Annotated in this window: 25 protein-coding genes; 7 read left to right on the forward strand and 18 right to left on the reverse strand. The window is 31.8% G+C overall.

Going from position 1 to position 23,718, the window contains the following annotated elements:
- Window positions 1–92: 92 nt before the first annotated feature.
- The 14 genes from C7447_RS12355 to C7447_RS12425 all read right to left on the reverse strand — a co-directional run bounded on the left by C7447_RS12355 (window position 93) and on the right by C7447_RS12425 (window position 13,699).
- Complete coding sequence (locus tag C7447_RS12355) at window positions 93–770, reverse strand: haloacid dehalogenase type II (protein WP_148870823.1); 678 nt, start codon at window positions 768–770, stop codon at window positions 93–95.
- A 158-nt stretch (window positions 771–928) separates the two neighbouring features.
- Window positions 929–1,717, reverse strand: a complete 789-nt coding sequence (locus C7447_RS12360) for an SDR family NAD(P)-dependent oxidoreductase (RefSeq protein WP_148870824.1) — start codon at window positions 1,715–1,717, stop codon at window positions 929–931.
- A 79-nt stretch (window positions 1,718–1,796) separates the two neighbouring features.
- Window positions 1,797–2,366 (reverse strand): Crp/Fnr family transcriptional regulator, encoded by a 570-nt coding sequence (locus C7447_RS12365; RefSeq protein WP_148870825.1) that lies wholly within the window; start codon window positions 2,364–2,366, stop codon window positions 1,797–1,799.
- A 130-nt stretch (window positions 2,367–2,496) separates the two neighbouring features.
- The gene (locus C7447_RS12370; protein WP_148870826.1) at window positions 2,497–3,288 is read right to left on the reverse strand and encodes an AraC family transcriptional regulator; all 792 of its coding nucleotides are present in this window, start codon (window positions 3,286–3,288) and stop codon (window positions 2,497–2,499) included.
- Between the two features lie 14 nt (window positions 3,289–3,302).
- On the reverse strand, window positions 3,303–3,785 hold the full coding sequence (locus tag C7447_RS12375; protein ID WP_148870827.1) for a DUF2147 domain-containing protein: 483 nt from the start codon (window positions 3,783–3,785) through the stop codon (window positions 3,303–3,305).
- An 8-nt stretch (window positions 3,786–3,793) separates the two neighbouring features.
- Complete coding sequence (locus C7447_RS12380; RefSeq protein ID WP_148870828.1) at window positions 3,794–4,831, reverse strand: SDR family oxidoreductase; 1,038 nt, start codon at window positions 4,829–4,831, stop codon at window positions 3,794–3,796.
- Between the two features lie 241 nt (window positions 4,832–5,072).
- Window positions 5,073–5,636 carry a hypothetical protein gene (locus C7447_RS12385; protein WP_148870829.1) on the reverse strand — a complete coding sequence of 188 codons (564 nt, stop codon included), beginning with the start codon at window positions 5,634–5,636 and terminating at the stop codon, window positions 5,073–5,075.
- A 147-nt stretch (window positions 5,637–5,783) separates the two neighbouring features.
- Complete coding sequence (locus C7447_RS12395) at window positions 5,784–6,362, reverse strand: Swt1 family HEPN domain-containing protein (protein ID WP_148870831.1); 579 nt, start codon at window positions 6,360–6,362, stop codon at window positions 5,784–5,786.
- Window positions 6,355–7,005: a DUF5343 domain-containing protein gene (locus C7447_RS12400; RefSeq protein ID WP_148870832.1), complete on the reverse strand. Its 651-nt coding sequence runs from the start codon at window positions 7,003–7,005 to the stop codon at window positions 6,355–6,357. Before C7447_RS12400 ends, C7447_RS12395 begins: the two co-directional genes overlap by 8 nt.
- Before the next feature lie 377 nt (window positions 7,006–7,382).
- The gene (locus C7447_RS12405; protein ID WP_148870833.1) at window positions 7,383–9,191 is read right to left on the reverse strand and encodes an acyl-CoA dehydrogenase family protein; all 1,809 of its coding nucleotides are present in this window, start codon (window positions 9,189–9,191) and stop codon (window positions 7,383–7,385) included.
- Between the two features lie 35 nt (window positions 9,192–9,226).
- A complete protein-coding gene (locus C7447_RS12410; protein WP_148870834.1) occupies window positions 9,227–9,580 on the reverse strand; it encodes a four helix bundle protein in 354 nt (117 codons plus the stop codon).
- A 34-nt stretch (window positions 9,581–9,614) separates the two neighbouring features.
- On the reverse strand, window positions 9,615–10,805 hold the full coding sequence (locus tag C7447_RS12415; protein ID WP_148870835.1) for an acetyl-CoA C-acyltransferase: 1,191 nt from the start codon (window positions 10,803–10,805) through the stop codon (window positions 9,615–9,617).
- Window positions 10,806–10,809: 4 nt separating this feature from the next.
- Window positions 10,810–13,218, reverse strand: a complete 2,409-nt coding sequence (locus C7447_RS12420) for a 3-hydroxyacyl-CoA dehydrogenase/enoyl-CoA hydratase family protein (RefSeq protein ID WP_148870836.1) — start codon at window positions 13,216–13,218, stop codon at window positions 10,810–10,812.
- A 19-nt stretch (window positions 13,219–13,237) separates the two neighbouring features.
- Window positions 13,238–13,699 (reverse strand): MarR family winged helix-turn-helix transcriptional regulator, encoded by a 462-nt coding sequence (locus C7447_RS12425; protein ID WP_148870837.1) that lies wholly within the window; start codon window positions 13,697–13,699, stop codon window positions 13,238–13,240.
- Window positions 13,700–13,896: 197 nt separating this feature from the next.
- Between C7447_RS12425 and C7447_RS12430 the strand changes: the two genes are divergently transcribed.
- From C7447_RS12430 to C7447_RS12460, 7 genes are all read left to right on the forward strand, one after another.
- Entirely contained in the window at window positions 13,897–14,826 is a 930-nt protein-coding gene (locus tag C7447_RS12430) for an ABC transporter ATP-binding protein (RefSeq protein WP_148870838.1), read from the forward strand.
- A 3-nt stretch (window positions 14,827–14,829) separates the two neighbouring features.
- On the forward strand, window positions 14,830–16,155 hold the full coding sequence (locus tag C7447_RS12435; protein WP_148870839.1) for an ABC transporter permease: 1,326 nt from the start codon (window positions 14,830–14,832) through the stop codon (window positions 16,153–16,155).
- A gap of 14 nt (window positions 16,156–16,169) precedes the next feature.
- The gene (locus C7447_RS12440; protein WP_148870840.1) at window positions 16,170–16,994 is read left to right on the forward strand and encodes a mechanosensitive ion channel family protein; all 825 of its coding nucleotides are present in this window, start codon (window positions 16,170–16,172) and stop codon (window positions 16,992–16,994) included.
- Window positions 16,995–17,054: 60 nt separating this feature from the next.
- Window positions 17,055–18,218 carry a sigma-54-dependent transcriptional regulator gene (locus C7447_RS12445; protein WP_148870841.1) on the forward strand — a complete coding sequence of 388 codons (1,164 nt, stop codon included), beginning with the start codon at window positions 17,055–17,057 and terminating at the stop codon, window positions 18,216–18,218.
- Window positions 18,219–18,366: 148 nt separating this feature from the next.
- Entirely contained in the window at window positions 18,367–19,008 is a 642-nt protein-coding gene (locus C7447_RS12450; protein WP_148870842.1) for a peroxiredoxin, read from the forward strand.
- An 82-nt stretch (window positions 19,009–19,090) separates the two neighbouring features.
- Window positions 19,091–19,399, forward strand: a complete 309-nt coding sequence (locus C7447_RS12455; RefSeq protein ID WP_148870843.1) for a thioredoxin family protein — start codon at window positions 19,091–19,093, stop codon at window positions 19,397–19,399.
- A gap of 88 nt (window positions 19,400–19,487) precedes the next feature.
- Window positions 19,488–19,745, forward strand: a complete 258-nt coding sequence (locus tag C7447_RS12460) for a DUF6952 family protein (protein WP_148870844.1) — start codon at window positions 19,488–19,490, stop codon at window positions 19,743–19,745.
- 288 nt (window positions 19,746–20,033) lie between these two features.
- On the opposite strand, the gene C7447_RS12465 is transcribed toward C7447_RS12460, so the two are convergent.
- From C7447_RS12465 to C7447_RS12480, 4 genes are all read right to left on the reverse strand, one after another.
- The gene (locus tag C7447_RS12465; RefSeq protein ID WP_148870845.1) at window positions 20,034–20,423 is read right to left on the reverse strand and encodes a cupin domain-containing protein; all 390 of its coding nucleotides are present in this window, start codon (window positions 20,421–20,423) and stop codon (window positions 20,034–20,036) included.
- 161 nt (window positions 20,424–20,584) lie between these two features.
- Window positions 20,585–21,412 (reverse strand): DUF5694 domain-containing protein, encoded by an 828-nt coding sequence (locus C7447_RS12470; RefSeq protein ID WP_148870846.1) that lies wholly within the window; start codon window positions 21,410–21,412, stop codon window positions 20,585–20,587.
- A gap of 92 nt (window positions 21,413–21,504) precedes the next feature.
- Entirely contained in the window at window positions 21,505–22,956 is a 1,452-nt protein-coding gene (locus tag C7447_RS12475) for a sodium:solute symporter (protein ID WP_148870847.1), read from the reverse strand.
- Window positions 22,957–23,049: 93 nt separating this feature from the next.
- On the reverse strand, window positions 23,050–23,682 hold the full coding sequence (locus tag C7447_RS12480) for an NAD(P)H-dependent oxidoreductase (RefSeq protein ID WP_148870848.1): 633 nt from the start codon (window positions 23,680–23,682) through the stop codon (window positions 23,050–23,052).
- Window positions 23,683–23,718: the final 36 nt, after the last annotated feature.

The following is a 23,718-nucleotide window of genomic DNA, read 5'->3' on the forward strand; positions in this document are numbered from 1 at the left end:
TGATGTTGTACCAGATTACAAAATGATTTCCTATCAGTTTATATTAATATTTTTAAGAATTATAAAGTTAAAAAATTATATAGGTTATATTTTTATTCCATCGTATCTAATTTCAAAAATAAATCCGTCAACTGGTTAATTATTATTGTTGGATCAATGCCCCACGGATCAAATATTGCATCTTTAGAACGTTGTACCCAAGCAGTATACATTCCATAAGAAGCAGCTCCAATTACATCAAAAGGGTTACTTGAAATCAACCAAGAATTTGATTTTTTTGAATTTGTTTCTTTATTGAAATGTTTATAAACTAAAGGGCTTGGTTTAAAAGTAACAACATTTTCTACACTTACAATTCCGTCAAATTTATCAATAATTTGTGCATTTGTTAAAAGCTTGACAAGAGCTTTTGTACTGCCATTAGAGAAAGCATATAGTAGATGTCCAGCTTCTTTTAAATTGCTCAGTCCACTATCAACATCTCTGAAGGTTGGTAAAACAGAATACTCTTCCATCAAAGCTTCTTTCTGTCTTTTGTTTAAATTGATATTGAACATTGTACAACAGAATTCTAAAGCGTCTTTAGTACACACAGAAAAATCTATGTATTTTTTCATTAATCCACGTCTAAATGAATATTCTAATTGCTTGCTTCTCCATGTATCCATGAATATTTTCGCTTTGTCTCCAATCATTTGTTCTAATGAATAGAATATTCCTGATGTATTTATTAGTGTTCCGTAAACATCAAAAGCTAACGTGTATTTCATTTAGATTGCTATTTTTTAATTATTTACAACTTGTCAAGTGTTAGATTGTTAAATGCTTTTCACTGATTTTTAGTTTACAATGTACATAATTAAATACAAAAACGGTTTAAGTTTACACTCAAACCGCTATTGCGTTTATATATTTTATATGCTGCTTTTTACCAAGGAATTTCTCCTGTTTCAGGATTGGTTTCTTCGCTGAAATATTTTCCAGTTGGTCCGTTATTTCCAATCAAAGCATATTTTACAATGCGTTTAGCAGCTTCTTCTACTGTTCCAGTTCCTTGATGATTATTAAAATCAGTTTTTGTGTAACCAGGATCAACCACATTGATTTTGAAAGCTGTATCTCGTAGTTCGTGAGCTAATGTAATGGTATACATATTAAGCGCTGATTTTGAAGAAGCATATACAGCAAATTTTGCAAAATCATAAAAGGGCCAATTTGGGTCGCTTTGAAGTGATAGTGAACCTACGCTAGAACTTACATTTACAATTTTTGGCTCGATCGATTTTCTTAATAAATCTATAAACGCTTGCGTGGTTCTTACCACACCGTATATATTTGTGTCATACACTTTTTTGAATTCATTGATGGTTACATTAAGTGGATTTTGTGGTTCAATTCCAACTCCATAGATCCCTGCATTGTTGATAAGCACGTCTAAAACGTCTGTTTTTTTACCGATTTCGGCACGAGCAGATTTTACCGATTCATCATTGGTTACATCTATTTGTACAGTATCTATATTATTAAATCCTTCTTTTTTTAGTTGTTCGACGGCTTTCAAACCATTTTCCAAATTTCGACTACCGAGATAAACGAAAAATCCTTGTTGTAATAATTGCTTTGCAGTTTCAAAGCCAATGCTTTTATTGGCTCCAGTAATTAATACTGATTTACTTACGTTTTCAGTATTATTTTGTTTGAGTTTCTTAGAATTCATTTTTATACCTTTTTAGAATTAATACCGTAAAATTACTTTGGTACAAAATGAAATCTTTTGCCATATGACAAAAAGGGATTTAGCGTATTTTTTTTCTGATCCTGCTGAGTGAAGATTGTGTAATACCTAAATAAGATGCAACATAAGAAAGTGGAACTCGATTAACAAGGTTTGGGTAAACTTCTAGAAACTTCAAATAGCGCTGCATGGCATCTTCTGAGACTAAAGGACTTCTTCTTTCTACTTTCTGTATTAATGCTTTTGAAATAATTTTATGTACAATGGTATCCCATCCAACAATTGTGTTTAAAAGTTCTTGCCAATCCTTTTTAGAAAAGTAGATGAGACGGCAATCAGTAACGGCTTGCACGTAAGCAGTTGAGGGAATTTCATTTTCAAAACTTTCTATATCTACCACAAGATTGTTTTCTTCAATAAAATATTTAGTAATTTCTTCCCCTTTATTATTGTAATAACAAACTCGAACAATACCTTCGACAATAAATCCAACTTGTCGAGAAATTTTTCCTGCTTCAGAAAAATATTCGTCTTTAACAAGTTCTAATTCTGTTACTTTTTTTGAAATAAAGTCTATTTGCTGTTGGTTCAAATTACCAAAATGTAGTATGTATTCTATTAATTCTTTCATAGTCACAAGTTAATCAAAGTCATTTTTTTAGAATTTGTCATTTGGCAAAAAGGGTTTGTGAGGAGTTTCTATAAGAAAATCAGGAGTAGTAAAATAGTAACGATGGATGTATCAATTAATTTTATACGTTTTAGCGGCTGGTATTTTTTTCGATTAGTTCTGACGGAGTTAAACCAAAATGTTTTTTAAAAGCAAATGAAAAATGTGAAAGTGCTTCAAAACCCAAATCAAGATATATTTCAGAAGGTCGTTTATTCTTTTTATCAATAAGAAAATAGGCTTCTTGCAACCTTTTTTGAGTTAACCAACGACTTGGAGTATCATTAAATATATCTTTAAAATCTCGTTTAAAAGCTGATAAACTTCTCCCTGTTAAATAGGCAAAGCGCTCTAGGTTTACATTGAAAGCATAGTTCTTGTTCATAAAGGCTTCAATGTTTAGCTTTTCGGGTGGGCCAAAATCAAAAAATATCCCTGCCAATTCAGGTTGATTTTGTAATAAAATTAGAATTAGCTCTTCGTATTTTACTTCCTGAAACGCTTCTTTTATGCTTAGCCCACCATTATAATAGGGCTTTAATGAATTAATATAATTCTGAAGTAATTCTGTTTTTAGGATTTTTACAAAAGTGTCGGTCGATTTGAATTCAACTGTTTTTATTTTATGTTTTTCTTGAAAATTTATAAAAAATGTTTCTTCAAGACATAACATTATAACCTCAAATTCATCTTCTGTATTCTCTACGGTATATCTTGCCAAACGATTTTTTCGAGCGATGCAAAAATCTCCTTCTTTAAAGGTGTAATTTTTATCTCCATCATAGCAATGTATCACTCCTTTTTCCACATAAAAAAAGACATGGTCGGGAATAAATTGTTCTGTTAGTATATCGGCAATGAGTACCTTACTTGAATCTATCATTTTGAATTTTTATTTTACTCAACTCTCGACCATTTTTTTGTTATTCCTAAAATAGGAAATCCTAGATAGATTCTCATTATTAATTCATCCTTTTTAAAATATATTCGGCAATTTACAGATTTGCCTATTTGTGCCATATATAACTTCCCACCAATATATGCTCCATTTTCAAATGTCATTTCGGAAATAAATTCCATATTAGCAAGTGTTCTGTTTTGTAAATTAGCGTCAGGATTTTTACTATCTTTTTTAAATGTTTTACCATCTTTTTCATATAGCTCAAGTCCCCAGCCTTCTATTAATCTACCTTTGTATGTTTTTCTCGATTTGTAGATTTCCATCTGTGAATCTTTTGCAGTACTTCTCCAAGTACCTATAATTTTATCTGGATCTCGAAAATTTTCATCGATATTAGGGGTCTGAGCCATTAATATAATTATTAGAAGAATTAAAGTAAGAACTATAAAACCTACCTTTTTTTTAGATAATTTTTTCATTGATTATCCTATTTAATAATACCATATTTTATCATACTGTCTAAGGAGGCAAGAATTGCTTGTTCGTTATTTGCAATGGGCATCCAACCTAAAAAGCTTTTAGCTTTTACATTGCTTACATTTCGGTTTACTTTTAAAAACATCGAACCTGTTTTTGCCTGATTATTAAATAATGCAGCAAGATTAAGAATCCAATTTGGCAAAATTGTTAAAGGTAGTTTAGAGGCAGCTTCAGGATTTTTTTCTTTTAACAATTTAGCGATTTCGGGCAAAGAAATTTGTCCATCTGCTGAGGCAATAAAACGTTGCCCTTTAGCTTTAGGATGTGTCATTGCACGAATGTGTAAATCAGCCACATCGCGAACATCTACAATATTCAATGGTAAATTAGGTATTATTTTCATTGAACCGTCCAACAAATTTTTTAGGAGGTCAAAACTTCCGGAAATGTGCGGACTTAAGGAAGGTCCTAAAATGGCAACAGGATTGATAACACTTAATTCTAAATTACCACCTTCTTTTTTTATGTAATTCCAAGCAGCACGCTCCGACAATCCTTTGGACTTTTCATAAGCTGACAACCCTTTTAAATTTGGGTTTGTCCAATCTTCTTCTGTAGTTTCTGTGGTTTTATCGGTATGACTAAAACCAACAGCTCCAAAGCTAGATGTCAGTACAACGCGTTTTACGTTAGCTTCTTGTGCAAATTTTAATATGCGGAGTATGCCCTCAATGGCAGGACGCATAGCTTTTTTTTCATCTTTTGGAATTTCAAAAAAAACAGGAGAAGCAACACTTAATACATATTTACAGCCTTGCATTGCTTTTGCCCAATTATCATCGTATATAAGATTGGTTTCAAAAAATGTTAGATTATCAAACGACATGATGCCATTAGATTTTAGTGTTTCAATTACTTTCTTCTTACTATTTAAAGACCGAAGTGTTGTATGTACTTTATATCCTTTTTGTAATAATTGTAGAATTATTTGAACTCCAACAAACCCTGTTCCGCCTGTCACTAAAACGGTTTCTGTTTTTTCCATTGTTTAAAATTTTTATACAGCAAAATTGCATAAAAAGACTCTTGTTGGTTTTCTTTAAAAGTCCAAAGTTATTGTCTTTAGAAGTCCAAATAGCAGGATGATTTGACTTTATAGTACGGTTTTGTATGCGAGGGTTTTTCGCATGAAAATAAGACGCAGCAAAGGTGTAACGATCTTTGGTTTCTAAATTAGTTTAAAAAAGTTTGTTTTTTAACTCAGTTCTTTGTTGCCAATAGTTTTTTTAATCATTTCCAAAATTCATTACAATTATTCTGTTCGAATTTTCAAGAGTAGATATTACTGTAAAAAAATATTCATACCAATTAATTTCATATTGTCTTGATTTTTCCACATTTTCAGCGTCCATAAAATGGAATTTCCTTTTTTCTGGATTTTCAGATGAAAGTTTATCTTTCGAGTAATAATGTAATTTCTTTAGCTCGCTTGCTAAATCAGTCCAACCTTTTTTTGTCCATTCCGAGATATAATTCTCAATTTTTTCCACGTATTCTTTGTAATTCAGTTCCACAAAGTCTAATGGTGAGATTTTCTCTTTTAAAACAGGTCCATAGATTTCAATTACTTCACCATTTTCAGGAATCGGTTTAAAAAATTCATTCCATTGTTGATTCCATTTTTCAATTTGTTCTTTTGAAAAGAAGTATGCCTTGTCTAAAAGGTTAGATTTTAACAAATCAGAAATGTTTGGATTCGGATTTTCAGATTCTAAAATATTGAAAACAAAAAATCCATATTCTTCTACATTCTTGTAGTCGTGTTCTATATTTTTAAGAGATGTTTTCAAATTATTGGCAACGGTCTCGGCTATGAGTAGTTGCGTGGGTTAGCACTTAACTTTGCAAGTACACACCAAGTTGGAAATTCCTGCGGAATTTCCAAAGTAGGCGAGAACAAGCAATTACTTATAGGCATTGTTGGCAACAGTATTTTTTTAGCTTTGAATCCTAAACCAATCTTTTATCAAAAGTTTCAGTCTGAAAATATCGTCTTCTTCTAGTTCACAAGAATGTGCAATTACATTTCTAATCCTACCAAATTGACTTATCACTGACTGCATTGCTTTTCTGCTCCTAATGGTATCTGAAAAATCCTCCCAATTGGCATTAATTATATCAATTAATTCTCCAAAATTCGTGTAATATAATGGGTCATCCGAACGAATTGCCATTGTAGTGTCAAGTTCACTATTTTGATTTTTTTTGACACTATCCTTTACGCCTTGGGGTGCTTTTAAATCCCACCAATTTATTCCGTGATTTTCTTCCAAGCGACCTGAAATAAAACTTCTTATTGAATTTTCAAATGCATAATAATACACATAAAATCGAGCCATTTTTCTAGCAGAAGCTAGAATATCGTGTTCAAATAAATCCGTATCAACAATATCTTTTCGTGAAATAGTATCTATATGTTGAATATCAATTCCACCTTCTTCTAATTCGATTAGGTCAGTTTCTAGCATTAAGTTCTTAAATGCTAAATGTTCAAGTTTTTTAGCAAAATTATTCATCTAGTAAATTTTCTTTTAATGCTTTGAAAATTGAATTATATACTTCAATTTCTGTTGTTGCAGGAAGATTAAGATTAATTGTATATGAAATCCCAAATTTTCGTTTTATTGAGATGTGTTCTTCGTCTTCTTGTCTGTGAATTGGTTCTTTCCGTGTTTCTGTTGTTGACTCTTCTGTTTTTTTATTAGACTGAACAGGTTTTACAGCTTTCTTACCATCAAAATTTGAAAGGTTGACTAATTCCAAAAATGTTCCAACAACATAAGGAATATTTTTGTCATCATCTCCAACACCAAGTACAGTTTTTAGTTTAGAAGTAAGTTTATCCTTGTCCAATTTATGTGCATATTCAGACGCTTTATAAAGGTCATTATAAGCTTCTTTGACCTTCTCGCCAAGAACACTTTTTGATATAGAATCATCTCTAAATTTTTTATAATGTTCAGTTGGAACACTTCCTTGGTCTAAAAAATCCAACTTTTTAAGTAAAGGAATCATTGCTCGGTAACTGGAAGAAGTTAATCCAAGTACTGTACTTAAAAAATCATAAGTAAATTTAGGTGGTACAGATGCACTTTTAATTCCTTCAAAAACATCGCTTATCTTTCCATAAGCATTTACATAAGGTGGATATTTTGCCATAGTTCTATTTGTTTTTCATATTGTTGCCAACTAGTTTATATACGTATAAAACACATCGTTATACAAACAAGTTAGGTGATAATCGATGTATTTGTACATGTTTATTTTTTTAATAATAAATGGTTGAAATTCTTTCATAGCAAAATGGGGAGAATTTGTTCTTTTAAAAGTATACATTATTTTTTAAAAACTCAAATAAAAAAAGATCGCTGAAATTAATCAGCGATCTTTAAACAAACAACTAAATTCTAAAACCTATAAAAGTTGAAGAAAATTTTCAATCAGTAATTAGTTCATAGAAATCAGAAAACAAATTGTTAAGCTGAAAACGTAAAGCTAATTACGAAATATATTGTTACCTAATTCCTCTAAGAGGATTAGAAGCAGTATTTATTTTCTGCTTTTACTTTTTCTGCAATTGTGTTACGTAACGCAACTACGTTAGGGTAGTTAGCATATTTTGTAAAACGCTTAAGCCCCATTAACATCATGCGTTGCTCATCACCTTCAGCAAAAGAAATAATTCCTTCTCTAGCGCTTTTAGTAATGATTTCTACAGCATTGTATAAGTATAATTGAGACATTGCTATTTGCTCTTTTTGAGAAGCCTCACCAAAACGTTTTGCATTTTTCTCAGTTCTTAAAATTGCAGATTCTGCCATGTAAACCTCAATTAAGATGTTAGATGCAGCTGTTAATAATTGTTGGTGCTCTTCTAATGCAGGGCCGAATTTTTGAATGGCACCACCAGCAACCATTAAGAATACTTTCTTAAGTTTTGCAATCATTTCTTTTTCTTCTGCAAATAACTCAGAATAGTCTGGTGTGTCAAAAGAAGGAATCCCCATTAATTCGTTACCAACAGCAGTAGCCGGACCTAATAAATCTACATGACCTTTCATTGCTTTTTTAACTAACATACCTACAGATAACATACGGTTAATTTCGTTAGTACCTTCGTAAATACGAGCAATACGAGCATCTCTCCAAGCAGATTCCATCGGAGTTTCTTCAGAGAATCCCATACCTCCAAAAATTTGAATACCTTCATCAGCACAAGCTTGTACGTCTTCAGATACCGCAACTTTTAAGATAGAACATTCAATAGCATACTCCTCAACACCTTTTAATTCTGCTTCTTGATGAGAATTTCCTTCCGCTTGACGGATAGCAATTCTATCTTCCACATTTTTAGCAGCTCTATAAGAAGCAGACTCACCAACATATGCATTGGTAGCCATTTCAGCTAATTTTAATTTGATAGCACCAAAATCTGCAATAGGAGTGTTAAATTGTTTACGCTCGTTAGCATATTGTACTGCAGTAGAAACAATTCTACGTTGAGAATCTAAACAAGCAGCCGCTAATTTAATACGACCAACGTTTAATGCATTCATGGCAATTTTAAATCCACCACCACGTTCAGATAACATATTCTCAGCAGGAACTAACGTATCATTAAAGAATACTTGGCGTGTAGAAGATGCGCGAATACCTAGTTTGTGCTCTTCTTCACCTAAAGTAATTCCGTTAGGATTTGCTTTATCGTACTCTACGATAAAACCAGTAATATTTTTATCATCACCAATACGAGCAAAAACAATAAAGACTTCAGCAAAACCTGCATTCGAAATCCACATTTTTTGTCCGTTGATTTTATATGATTTACCGTCAGCAGTTAATTCAGCAGTTGTTTTTCCTGAATTTGCATCCGATCCAGCTCCTGGCTCTGTTAAACAGTAAGCACCAAATTTTTCACCGGTAGCTAAAGCAGGAACGTATTTTTTCTTTTGCTCTTCTGTACCATATAACGTAATTGGCATAGTACCAATACCTGTATGTGCACCAAAAGCAGTACTAAAAGAACCTGTACCACTAGAAATATAATCGCACGTTAACATGGTAGAAACGAATCCCATTCCTAAACCACCAAACTCTTCTGGTACAGCCACACCTAAAAACCCTAATTCACCTGCTTTACGCATAGTTTCTTCAGTTAAGGCATAGTCTTTCTTTTCAAATCTTTCTTTATAAGGAATGATTTCACGGTCGTTAAATTCTTTAACCGCTTCTTTCATCATGTTTTGCTCTTCAGAAAAATCTTCTGGAGTAAACACATCTTCGCATTTTGTTTCTTTTACTAAGAACTGTCCTCCGCGTAAAAGATCTTTATTTAAATCTGACATAGTAATAATAGATTTTAAGAATCAAGAACCAAGAATCAGGACTTTAGGCCGTTTTGGAAACTTGAAATCATTTTTTGTATTTGTTTAATTTTTTGCTCTAATTCTTTAAATTTTTCCTCGGATAGATAGTGTTCGTTAAAAGCAATGATTAATTGGGTTTCCCATTCAAATGCTGAACCTAAACTATCCTCCAAATATTTATTAAAATGCTTATTTGTACCTTTACTTGAACCTTCAGCTATGTTAGAAGGAATTGAAACTGCACATCTATTCATTTGTGTTACTAATCCAAATTTTTCAAAATGAGGAAAAGTTTTAGTTAATTTATAAGAATCAGAAACCAAGTTGATACTTTCAGTCCAAATTTTTAATTTTTTGAAATTATGCATTTGTCTTGATTCTTGATTCTTAAAATCTTGTGTCTTAATTCAGGAATTCAAAAATACCTGCAGCACCTTGTCCAGTACCTACACACATGGTTACCATTCCGTATTGACCTTGCATGTTACGTTTACGCATTTCGTCGAATAACTGAACTGATAATTTAGCACCTGTACATCCTAATGGGTGTCCTAATGCAATAGCTCCTCCGTTTACGTTAATGATATCTGCATCTAATCCTAACTCACGGATAACTGCTAAAGATTGAGAAGCAAATGCTTCGTTCAATTCAATTAACTTAATGTCGTCTTGTTTTAAACCAGCTTGCTTTAATGCCTTTGGAATAGCAGCTACAGGTCCAATACCCATAATACGAGGCGGTACACCAGCAGCAGCATAACTTACCATACGTGCAATTGGTTTAATGTTTAATTCTTTAACCATTTCCTCGCTCATTACCATTACGAAAGCAGCACCATCACTCATTTGAGATGAGTTACCAGCGGTTACACTTCCGTCTGCAGCAAACACAGGACGTAATCTTTGTAATCCTTCAATATTAGAACCTTTACGCGGTCCTTCATCTTTAGTTACAGTATACTTTCGAGTTGCTTTCTTACCATTTTCATCTACATAAGTTTGCTCAACTTCAATAGGTACAATTTGATCTTGAAAACGATTTTCAGCTTGTGCGCGTAATGCTTTGTTATGTGATTCTAAAGCAAATTTATCTTGGTCTTCACGAGAAATATTGAATTCGTTCGCTACTGCTTCTGCAGTATTCCCCATTCCCCAATAATAATCTTCGTGACCAGAGTTTACTAAATCGTAGTTTAATTCTGGTTTAAAACCTGTCATAGGTACAGAACTCATACTTTCAGCCCCACCAGCAATAACACAATCTGCCATTCCAGATTGGATTTTTGCTACTGCCATACCAATAGTTTCTAATCCTGATGAACAGAAACGGTTAACAGTTACTCCAGGAACATCCTCAATTTTTAATCCCATTAAAGAGATTAAACGAGCCATGTTTAATCCTTGAGATCCTTCTGGCATTGCGTTACCAACAATAACATCGTCGATACGTTTTTTGTCGAACTCAGGTAACTGCTTCATCATATATTCAATGGTTTCTGCAGCTAACTCATCCGCTCTTTTAAATCTGAACAATCCTTTTGGCGCTTTACCAACGGCTGTTCTATATCCTTTTACTATATATGCTGTTTTCATTTTTCTAGTTTCTTAAAGGTTTTCCTTTTGTTAACATATGCTGAATACGCTCTAATGTTTTACGCTCAGTACATAAACTTAAGAACGCTTCACGTTCGATGTCTAGTAAATACTGTTCAGAAACTTTAGTTGGTTCTGATAAATCTCCACCAGCCATAACATACGCTAATTTGTTAGCGATTTTTTGGTCGTGTTCAGAGATGTATTTACTATCTTCCATAGAATCTGTTCCTACTAAGAACATACCTAAAGCTTGTTTACCTAATACTAAAACATCTTTACGTTTTACAGGTTGTGTATAACCTGCTTGTGCTAATAACATTGCGTGCTTCTTAGCTTCTGCAATTTGACGGTCTTTATTAACCACCACAACATCTTTTCCTTTTTGAAGTAATCCTAAATCGAATGCTTCGTAAGCTGATGTAGATACTTTAGCCATACCAATGGTTAAGAAGTACTCTTGTAAAACGTTTAATTGAACATCTCCTTTATGGAATTGATCAGAAGCTCTTAAAGCCATTTCTTTAGAACCACCACCACCAGGGATAACTCCAACACCAAATTCTACTAATCCCATATACGTTTCTGCAGCGGCAACAACTTTGTCTGCATGAAGTGATAATTCACATCCACCACCTAAAGACATACCGTGAGGTGCAGAAATTGTTGGTATAGAAGAGTAACGCATACGCATCATAGTATCTTGGAACATTTTGATAGCCATGTTTAACTCGTCATACTCTTGCTCTACAGCCATCATAAAGATCATACCGATGTTAGCGCCTACAGAGAAATTTGCTGCTTGGTTACCCACCACTAAACCTTCATAATTCTTTTCAGCTAAGTCAATTGCTTTGTTTAATCCCGCTAAAACATCTCCACCAATAGTGTTCATTTTAGATTGGAACTCACAGTTTAAAATACCATCTCCTAAATCTTCAATAACTACACCTGAGTTTTTGAATACTTCTTTAGACTTACGGATGTTATCTAAAATGATAAATGCATCTTGACCAGGTTTTTTAACTTGTGCTTTTGCAGGAACATCGTAATAATAAGTTGCTCCATCTTTAACTGTGTAGAAAGATTTCTCTCCTTTAGCTAACATTTCTGTTACCCAAGCTGCTGGTTCTTTACCTTCAGCTTTCATTAATTCGATACCTTTTTCAACACCTACTGCATCCCAAATTTCGAAAGGACCGTTTTCCCAACCGAAACCAGCTTTCATTGCATCATCTATACGGTACAATTCGTCTGAAATTTCAGGAATTCTATTTTGAACATATGCAAACATTGCTCCGAAGTTCTTACGGTAGAATTCTCCCGCTTTATCTTTTCCACCAACTAATACCTTAAAGCGGTCAATTGGTTTGTCTATAGTTTTTGTTAATTCTAACGTTGCAAATTTTGCTTTTTTAGCAGGACGGTATTCCATCGTGTCTAAATCTAACGTTAAGATTTCTTTTCGCCCTTCAGCATTTACAGATTTTTTGTAAAATCCTTGACCTGTTTTACTTCCAAACCATTTGTTTTCCACCATCGTTTTGATGAAATCTGGTTGCTTAAATAAATCGTGAGCTTCATCATTAGGACAGTTATTATAAATTCCGTCTGATACGTGAACTAAGGTATCTAAACCAACTACATCAACAGTTCTGAAAGTTGCTGATTTTGGACGACCAATAACGGGTCCTGTTAATTTATCAACTTCTTCAACAGTTAATCCTAATTCTTTTACTTGATGAAATAAAGATTGAATTCCGAAGATTCCAATACGGTTACCAATAAAAGCTGGTGTATCTTTCGCTAAAACAGAAGTTTTACCTAAAAACTTACTACCATACTCCATTAAAAAGTCTGTAACTTCTTGTTTACAGTCTGGTCCTGGAACAACTTCGAATAATTTTAAATAACGAGGAGGGTTAAAAAAGTGAGTTACTGCAAAATGTTTACGGAAATCTTCACTACGTCCTTCGTTCATGAACTTAATAGGAATACCAGAAGTATTAGTAGAAATAATCGTTCCTGGAGTTCTGTATTTTTCAACTTTTTCAAAAACGCTTTGTTTAATATCTAAACGCTCAACAACAACCTCCATTACCCAATCAACATCTTTGATTTTATGTAAATCATCATCAATATTTCCAGTAGTTATTCTACTAGCAAATTTTTGATTGTAAATAGGTGATGGTTTCGATTTTAACGAAGCTGTTAGCGCATCGTTTACCAAACGATTACGAACAACTTTGTCTTCCAAAGTCAATCCTTTTGCTTTCTCTTTGTCGTTTAATTCTCTCGGAACGATATCCAAAAGTAAAACATCAACGCCAATGTTTGCAAAGTGACATGCAATACCACTTCCCATAATACCGGAACCGATAATCGCTACTTTTTTAATTCTTCTTTTGCTCATTAGTTAATTGGTTTGAATTTTAAACAGCTTCTGAAGATATATTATCATCGTATATATCTTTGTCTGCTATAAGTTTGTTTATTGTTTGTGTTACTTTAAAGAAAGTATCTATTTCTTTGTCTGTAAGGCATTCTCTTATTCTATTATTGAATTGATAAACATGGCCTTTAGAAACTTCTCTTTTCTCTTTACCAAACTCAGTTAGTTTGATAAGTACACCTCTACCATCTTCAGGGTTTTTTTCTCGGGTAATAACACCTTTATCTTCCATCGATTTTAAAATTCTAGAAAGACTTGTAGGTTCCATACCCATTAAAGGACCCAAAGCAGTTGAGGGAGTGCCATTCTCTTTATCTATATTTAATAAAACAAAGGCCATAGCCATAGTACTGTCGTGCTTAGATGCTTGTTCATTATACATCTTAGCAACAGCCTGCCATGTGGCTCTTAATTGGTGGTCTATTGATTTGCTTTTATCCATAATCTGGTTTCAAATATATGAAAATTTATTATGCATGCATAGTAAATCGTAAAAAAATTATGCATGCATAGTAAATTTTTTATAACGTGTATAATTGTAACGTTTTATCTAAAATAAATACTAATCAATAGAAAATATGTAAGTTTGCGTGTAGGTGTTTTGCGAACCAAAACTGAAAAAAAATCAACTAAAATTCAATGAGTAATTTATTAGAAATTAACAATGTAGTAAAACGTTATGGTAACTATACTGCATTGAATAATGTGTCGATACATATTCCTAAAGGATGTGTTTTTGGGTTATTAGGACCTAACGGAGCAGGAAAAACTTCATTAATTAGAATTATTAATCAAATTACAATGCCAGATAGTGGTGAAATAATTTTAGATGGAGAAAAGTTAGCACCTCATCATATAGAACAGATTGGTTATTTACCAGAAGAACGTGGTTTGTATAAATCGATGAAGGTGGGTGAGCAGGCTTTGTATTTAGCGCAATTAAAAGGACTGAGTAAAACGGAAGCCAAAAAGAAATTAAAATATTGGTTTGATAAGTTTGATATTGGTGCATGGTGGGATAAGAAGATAGAGGAGCTTTCTAAAGGAATGGCGCAAAAGGTACAGTTTATTGTTACTGTTTTGCATGAGCCAAAATTGTTAATTTTTGATGAACCCTTTTCTGGTTTCGATCCAATTAATGCACAGTTAATTGCAAAAGAGATTCTTCAACTAAGAGATGAAGGAGCTACTATTATCTTTTCTACTCACAGAATGGAAAGCGTTGAGGAAATGTGTGACAACATTGCATTGATTCATAAATCAAACAAAATTTTAGACGGAAAACTAGACGATATCAAACGTGAATATAGAACCAATACGTTTCAAGTTGGTTTAAAAACCGATAATCCTGAGTTAGTTCAACAAAAATTAAAAGAAAATTTTGAGGTATCTCCTGCAGATTTTAAGACACTAAATGGTGGATTAAAGTTAAATGTAAAATTAACAGGAAATAGTTCTGCTAATGATTTGTTATCCTATTTAACAAATAATGGAGAAATGCAACATTTTGTAGAATTAGTACCGAGTGCAAACGACATTTTTATTCAAACGATACATAAAACTAGCTAAGAAATGAACAAGTTACGATTAATTATAAAACGTGAATTTATAGCCAAGGTTAGAAATAAATCGTTTATCATCATGACTTTTTTAAGTCCGTTGATAGCCATAGGAATGATTGCTTTAGTGGTATTTTTAACTAAGAAAAATGACGATAAGGTTAAAGAAATAGTATATGTAGATAATTCTGGATTATTTACTGGAGAAGATTTTAAAGGCACAGAAACCATAAAATATACTGACTTTACTGAATTAGGTATAGAAGAAACAAAAAAGAAGGTAGAAGAAGGGAATCATTATGGAGTATTAATTATTCCTAAGATTGATAGTTTAGAATTATTAGCGAAGTCTGTTGAGTTTTTCTCGAAAGATACACCTGGTTTAAATACCATGGATAACATAGAGGGCAATGTAAATAATAAATTACGTAGCTTAAAAATGGAGCAACTTGGTATTGATGAGCAAAAGATAAAATCATCTAGAATTAGTTCAGATATCAAAATGTTTAATTTTTCGGGTGAAGAAAGTTCTAAACTTGCTAACGGATTAAAAATTGGTGTGGGTATGATTGCAGGCTACTTATTAATGATGTTTGTGATTATTTATGGTACTTCGGTAATGCGAAGTGTTATCGAAGAAAAAACAAGCAGGATTATAGAAGTAATTGTTTCCTCTGTAAAACCTTTTCAATTAATGTTAGGTAAAATTATTGGTAATGCTTCCGCAGGATTATTACAATTTACTATTTGGGGAATTTTATTGTTGATTTTTAGCACCATCGCATCTTCAGTTTTTGGTGTAGATATGTCAGAAATGCAAACAGCGAATATGTCACCAGAACAATTAGAAACAATAAAGCAAACAGCTGGAGGAGGTCAAGCTCAAATGATTGTTCAAGAAATTTTAAAACTACCCTTATTTACATTGTTTTTCTTGTTCATTTTCTATTTTATAGGAGGTTATATGTTGTATAGCTCTTTATTTGCAGCCATTGGAGCTGCAGTAGATAATGAAACAGATACACAACAATTTATGATGCCGATTATGTTGCCATTAATGTTAGCAGTATATGTAGGTGCGTTTACAGTAATTAATGATCCTCATGGACCTATTTCTATAATTTTTTCATACATCCCATTAACTTCACCAATTGTGATGTTGATGCGAGTTCCGTTTGGAGTAGCATGGTGGGAAATTGCTATCTCCATGCTTTTATTATTGCTTACTTTTCTTGCAGTAGTATGGTTAGCAGCTAAAATTTACAGAGTAGGTATTTTAATGTATGGGAAAAAACCAACTTACAAAGATTTATGGAAATGGATTCGTTATAGCGGATAAATAAATAAAAAGAGATGAAAGAAATTAATAAATTTTTAAATTATCAATTTGAATTTAATAATAAAATAGGGATTGATGTAAAATCAATTTTAATTGCGATAGCAATTATAGTTTTAACCTCAGTATTACTCAAGCTTTTTAAAAAATTTGTAGTCAAGAGGTTACAGGAAGAAGATAAAAACAAGTTTAATACTGTTTTTTCTTTCGGAAGATGGTTTTTATATATCATTATTTTTTTAGTAACCTTGCACACCTCAGGAGTAAATGTTACTGCGATTTTTGCAGCATCCGCAGCACTTTTAATAGGTGTTGGTCTTGCATTACAAACCTTATTCCAAGATATTATTTCTGGTATTTTTATTATAGTAGATCAAAGTGTACATGTAGGTGATATTATTGAGCTTGATGATAAAGTAGGTAGAGTAGAAGAAATTAAATTGAGAACTACACGAGCAGTAACTATTGATAATAAAGTTTTGGTTATTCCAAATCATTTATATTTAACCAATAGTTTGTATAATTGGACACAAAACGGAACTATAACCAGAGAAAATGTCTCAGTAGGAGTAGCTTATGGTAGTGATACAGAGTTGGTAAAGAATTTATTAATTCAAGCGGCAAGTGAACATCCTTCTGTGTTAAGTTTTCCTGAACCAATTGTTTTGTTTACCGAATTTGCAGACAGCTCATTAAACTTTAAATTGATATTCACTATAGATGATAGTTTTCAAGCAGGACTGCCAAAAAGTGATATTCGATTTAAAATTGATAAACTGTTCAGAGAAAATAATGTCTCTATTCCATTCCCACAAAGAGATATACATATTATAAAAGAATAAAAATGATGGCGTGATAATTGTAATTGTAAGATTATAACGTAATAAATCAATAAAAAAAATATGGCGAAAATTTTAATTATAGAAGATGAAGCAGCAATTCGTAGGGTGTTGAAAAAAATTATTTCTGAAGAGAATGATACTTATGAAGTTGAAGAGGCAGAAGATGGGTTAGCTGGTGCTGAATTGATTGCAAAAAATGACTACGATTTAGTTTTATGTGATATTAAAATGCCAAAAATGGATGGTGTTGAGGTTTTAGAAAAAGTAAAAAAGATAAAACCAGAAATTCCTATGGTAATGATTTCTGGTCATGGGGATTTAGACACTGCTGTAAACACAATGCGCTTAGGTGCTTTTGATTATATTTCAAAACCACCAGATTTAAATAGATTACTAAATACAGTTCGTAATGCGTTAGACCGTAAAGAATTGGTTGTTGAAAACAAGCGATTAAAAAAGAAAGTCAGTAAGAATTACGAAATGATAGGAAATAGTGATGCTATTTCTCATATTAAGGAGATTATTGAAAAAGTAGCTGCTACCGATGCTCGTGTTTTAATAACAGGACCTAACGGAACAGGAAAAGAATTGGTAGCACACTGGTTACACGAAAAATCAGAAAGAGCAAATGCACCAATGATTGAAGTAAACTGTGCTGCGATTCCATCAGAATTAATAGAAAGTGAGTTGTTTGGTCATGTAAAAGGAAGTTTTACAGGAGCTAATAAAGATCGAGCAGGAAAGTTTGAAGCAGCCAATAAAGGAACAATTTTCTTAGATGAAATAGGAGACATGAGTTTGTCTGCACAAGCAAAAGTTCTTCGTGCCTTACAAGAAAGTAGAGTTTCTCGTGTGGGTAGTGATAAAGATATTAAAGTTGATGTTCGTGTACTTGCTGCCACCAACAAGGATTTAAAAAAAGAAATTGAGGAAGGAAGGTTTAGAGAAGATTTATACCACCGTTTAGCGGTAATATTAATTAAAGTTCCTGCGTTGAATGATAGACGTGATGATATTCCGTTATTGGTTGAACATTTTTCTAACAAAATAGCTACTGAACAAGGAATGCCATCAAAATCTTTTTCTAAAGGAGCTCTTAAATTATTAAAAGAATATGATTGGACAGGGAATATTCGTGAGTTACGCAACGTGGTAGAACGATTAATTATTCTTGGAGAAAAAGAAGTTTCAGAGAATGATGTAAAGCTATTTGCAAGCAAATAAAATTAATTAATAATTTTAACTTTAAATCATAAATAAAGTTGATACTGATATAAAATATTAACATCAACTTTTTTCGTTTTTGCAGGTATCAGTAGTATCTTTGCTCGAGTTAAAAAATAAGAATATTAATCAATAAAAATTACAAAAAATGGCTACAGCAGTAGGTAAAAAATTTCCAGATTTAAATGTAGATGCAATGAACGAAATGGGAGACACGTTCAAGTTAAACATTTTAGACGAGGCAGTAAATAACAAGAAAAAAGTAGTGTTATTTTGGTACCCAAAAGATTTTACTTTTGTGTGTCCTACAGAATTACATGCTTTTCAAGCTGCTTTAGGTGAATTCGAAAAAAGAAACACTATTGTAATTGGTGCTTCTTGTGATACACCAGAAGTTCATTTTGCATGGTTAAGTACAGCTAAAGATAATGGAGGTATTGAAGGAGTAACCTATCCATTATTAGCAGATAGTAACCGTAACTTATCTTCTATTTTAGGAATTCTAGATATTACTAACGAAACTTTTGACGAAGCTACAGGCACTGTACAAGTAGAAGGAGACAATGTAACGTATAGAGCTACTTATTTAATAGATGAAGAAGGTACTGTTTTTCATGAAGGAATTAATCACATGCCAGTAGGTCGTAACGTAAACGAATATTTACGTTTAATCGATGCTTACACACATGTACAAGAAAAAGGTGAGGTTTGTCCTGCTAACTGGGAAGAAGGTAAAGAGGCGATGCAAGCAAATGCTAAAGGTACTGCAGCATATTTAGCTAAAAACTAATAATTTGAATTAAGAAAGGGTTAAAGTTCGTGTATATTGTGAAGGGTTTGCACGAACTCCTTTCTGTAATACTTAATAAATTATGTTACAAGAATTAGATCAAGATAATTTAGCAGAAATTGTAGCTAACAATACTAAAGTAATTGTACAGTACTCCGCAACATGGTGTGGAAATTGTAGAATTATGAAGCCAAAATTTAAAAAACTAGCTTCAGAAAATGAAGACACAGTTTTTATAATTACGGATGCAGAAAAATTTCCTGAAAGTAGAAAATTAGCAGATGTTAGTAACTTACCAACTTTTGCTACTTTTGTTGACGGTAAAATCGTTAACCAAACACAAACAAATAAGTTTGATGTTTTAAAAGAATTGGTTGCAGAAGTAGTGTAACGTCATTACGAACGTAGTGAAGTAATCTTTTTATAAACAGATTGCCACAGCAAATAGAATTTGCTTCGCAATGACTAATAAAACAAGAATGAAATTACCTGTTATAAAACACCTAACCAATTTTATAGAAGAGAACGATCAAGATTTCGTTTTAGAAACTATTGAAACGTTAGAAGCTTTAACAGAAGTTCCGTCGTTAAAAGATGAGGAATTAGATGTTATTGGTGAACTAATTTCTAATATGTATGGTGCGATAGAAGTAGATAAAATGATTAAAGAAGGAACTCCTAAAAAAGAAGCATTAAACAATTTTATGCAACGTGTTTTAGGTTCTATTGATAAATAGTATTGGTTGTATAACAAAATAAAAAACTCCCAAGTGAAAGCTTAGGAGTTTTTTTATGTTTTAGATTGTTTAATTGAATGTTTTCTTTGATAAAATTCTTTCAGTTCGAGTGAACTTTACGATTGGAAAGAGTAAAATTTGTATTGAGAAATCGTAAGATTCGACGAAGTCAATAAGAATTTTTACACTTAAAAACAGTTCTCGATACATTTTTTTCTGTAATCAGAAAAAAATCACTCGAACTGACATTCACGTAATCAAAATTATTCAAAAGATATAAGTCGATTTTTACTTTTTAGGTTCAATAATTAAAAACACAGCGGTAGAATCTCCGATGTTTAGTACTTCGTGCCATTCGATTTTTTTATTGTAAAAGTCATATCCAGTAGGTACGTTTACTTCACGAGTACCTGATACATCAGTTATTCTAAACTTGCCACCTTTAAGTGTGTAACCAAAATGTTCTGCATGAAAGTGCTTTTCATGTCCTACACCAGGGGGAAAAGTACATTTTAAGGTACGTAGTTTGTTATTTTCACTAAGTGTTTCACAAACTTTTTTACCTTTCCAACCTGCTGCTAGCGGATCGGGTAAGGTTTGGGTTGATTTGCACGCGGTTAATACAAACAAAAGGCTAATTAAAACTGACTTTATAATTTTAGTTATTAAATAATTCATGGTTTATTTTTAGAAAAAAGTTAGCTGTTAAAAAAACACTATCTGTTTTACAGAATTAAAGTTAGTAGTTTTAGGCTAAGAACTTAAGTAAGTAACTAAGAGTGGATTTGACATTGCTAAATCACAGAGATTGCTTTTATGCAGTTTTGTGTTTACTGCTATTAAAAATTAGTATATTCACTTGGGTTTTCCAATTTAAAAGTCTCATTATTTTCAATAAAAACATCAAAATAAGCAGTGTGAGTTGCTCCTAAAAGAATAAAAACCCTATCGTTTTTATTCATTTCTATGTCATTAAAATTACTATACATTTTTAAATTTCTTTCATAAAATTTTGCAATTTCTTCTGCACCCTCTTGTCCGGTTTCTGTGTGTTTTGTTGCTAGAAAATTATAAAAATCAAAAGTTTCAGCTTTGTATTCTTTAGTGTTGATTATTTGAAATTGTTCTTTTAATTTTAAAACATTTACTCTTTTATAATTATTTATAACTTTAGCTATAAATACACTATCTGACTTATTCTTATTTGCAATTTTAATTAAGCTAGGATAATCAAATCCAATTTGACTATCTATTCCATAAATCCTTTCAGTTCCACTTAACCTTGCTACTTCAAGTCCAATTGAGTTTAATTCATCAGAGTAGTTTAACCTTTTTGTTTGGTCTTTTTTGTATTTTAAAAAAGTTGATGCTATATATTCATTATTTTTAGGTTCTAATTCAAGGCAAATAATAGTTGGTTTAAACTCAACAATTTTATCAACCAGTTTTTTTAAATCTGTTACCTCGTTTGGGTTATTTAAATTAATTTTAGAAGAATTGGCGTCAGAAGTCATGCTTAAATGTACTGAGCCAAAATTGAGAATTCTGATTTTTTCACTATTTTCAGTAGGAATTTGTTTAGTGTTCGAGTTACTATTTTCCGTTTCTTTTTCTGTAGTACAATTAAATAATGTTAAAATTATTAATCCAAATATTATTTTCTTCATCAATTTGAGTTTTTCAAATATTTATTACAATGAGTTATATTATCTTTTTTCAATGATTAATATCTATCGATAGCTAGGTTAATTTTTTAAATTTAAGATTCAAAAGAAATGTTCTTCTTATAAATCGTTAACAATCCAAAGAAAGTTAATACTCCGTTTAATACCAATACAAAGAAACCAAAGTCAAAATCTAAATAGTTTTTACTGTAAGTGCTAATTAAATACGTCAGTATTGGAGCAATAATACAAACAGCAGGTACAAACTTATCGGCAACATTAAGTTTGGTAAAAAGCCCAAAAGCGTATAAACCTAATAAAGGTCCGTAGGTATAACCTGCAAACTTAAAAATATTAGCAATTACACTTTCATCAGCAATAAAATATTTAAATACCAAAATGGTAGCTATTAAAATCAAAGAAAACAACACGTGTATTTTCTTACGTACTTTTACCTGCTCACTTTTTTCATATTTTTTTTCAACTTCTAAAATATCAATACTAAACGAAGTAGTTAACGAAGTTAACGCACTGTCGGCACTTGAATAGGCAGCAGCAATTAATCCTAATAAAAAGAAGAGAGAAGTAGCCATACCCAATTCACCACTCATGGCAATGGTTGGAAACAAATTATCTTTGTGTGCATTAATATCAAATGAAGCAGCATAATCGGTTAGTAACACACCCAAGGCTAAAAAGAAAAAGTTTACAATTACCAATACAATGGTAAACCAAAACATGTTTTTTTGTGCATCTTGTAAGTTGCGACAGGTTAGGTTTTTTTGCATCATATCTTGATCTAAACCAGTCATTACCACTGCAATAAAAGCTCCCGAAAAAAACTGATTCCAAAAGAAATTTCCTGCTTTCCAATTGTCAAAAAAGAACATTTTTGAGAGTCTATTTTCACTTACGTAGCTAAATAAGCTATCAATTTGCATTTCATCTTTAATCATTACAATACAAACTCCAACAGCAATTAACATAAATAAGGTTTGCAAAGTATCCGTCCAAACTATGGTTTTTATTCCTCCTTTAAAGGTGTACAACCAAATCAATAAAATGGTAATGACTACAGTTACCCAAAACAGAATTCCGTAAGCATCAAACAAAATTAATTGCAATACATTGGCAACTAAAAATAATCTAAATGACGCTCCAACAGTTCTTGATAATAAAAAGAACGACGCTCCCGTTTTGTAAGAATATTTACCAAACCGGTCTTCTAAATAGGTGTAAATTGAGGTTAAATTCAATCGGTAATAGAGTGGGAGAAGTACTAAACCAATAATGGCATAACCGAGTACATAACCCAGCACCATTTGCATATAACTCATCTGGCTATTTTCTACCCAACCCGGTACAGAAATAAACGTAACTCCAGAAAGTGAAGCACCAATCATACCGAAGGCAACCAAATACCAAGGAGAGGAGTTATTGGCTTTAAAAAAGGTTTCATTTGTAGCAGATTTACTGGTTAAATATGAAATGAAAAATAAAACTCCAAAATAAGCTAGTATTAATAATAAAATATGAAATGGTTGCATATACTAAGTTTAAGTTGCTACGAATATAACAAATAAAAAATGCTGATAATTACTTAAAATTACCAGCATTTTTAAAATTAATAATCCCCATTATTAATCGATGTGTAAAACTGAATCATTAATATTTTTACGTACCTTTTTTAGATCTTTCATAAAATCATCTTCTGCTCTAAAACCAACGGGAAGTATTAAAACAGGCTGTAAATTTTTAGAAGATAAATCTAAAATTTCATCATATTTTTCAGGAATAAAACCTTCCATTGGGCAAGAGTCAATTTTTTCAACAGCACAAACCGTTAATAAATTCCCTAAAGCAATGTAAGCCTGATTTTTATTCCAGCTAAATAATTCTTCTTGTGTTTTTTGAGAAAAACTATCTATTAAAAATTCTTTAAAAGGATTTAAAATTTCATCAGGAGTGTTTCTAATATTTTTAACCAACTTAAAATAGTTTTCTACATCTTCTTGGGTATGTTCTTTGGGTATGCATAATACTAAAATATGAGAAGCTTGTGCTATTTGCTGTTGATTCCAAGAATGCTTAACCAACTGTTTTTGTAATTCTTTATTTTTAATTACTAACATTGTTAAGGGTTGTAATCCGTAAGAAGTTGCAGTTAAGTTAAAAGCCTCCTTTAAAATGTTTATTTGTTTTTCTGATAAATATTTATTCTCGTCAAATTTCTTAACGGCATACCGCCATTGTAAACTTTCTATTGTAGTCATGTTAAAAATTTAAGCAAAATTAAGTCATTATTTTCC

The organism is Tenacibaculum adriaticum, assembly GCF_008124875.1.
In the GTDB taxonomy this organism is placed as follows: Bacteria; Bacteroidota; Bacteroidia; order Flavobacteriales; family Flavobacteriaceae; genus Polaribacter; species Polaribacter adriaticus.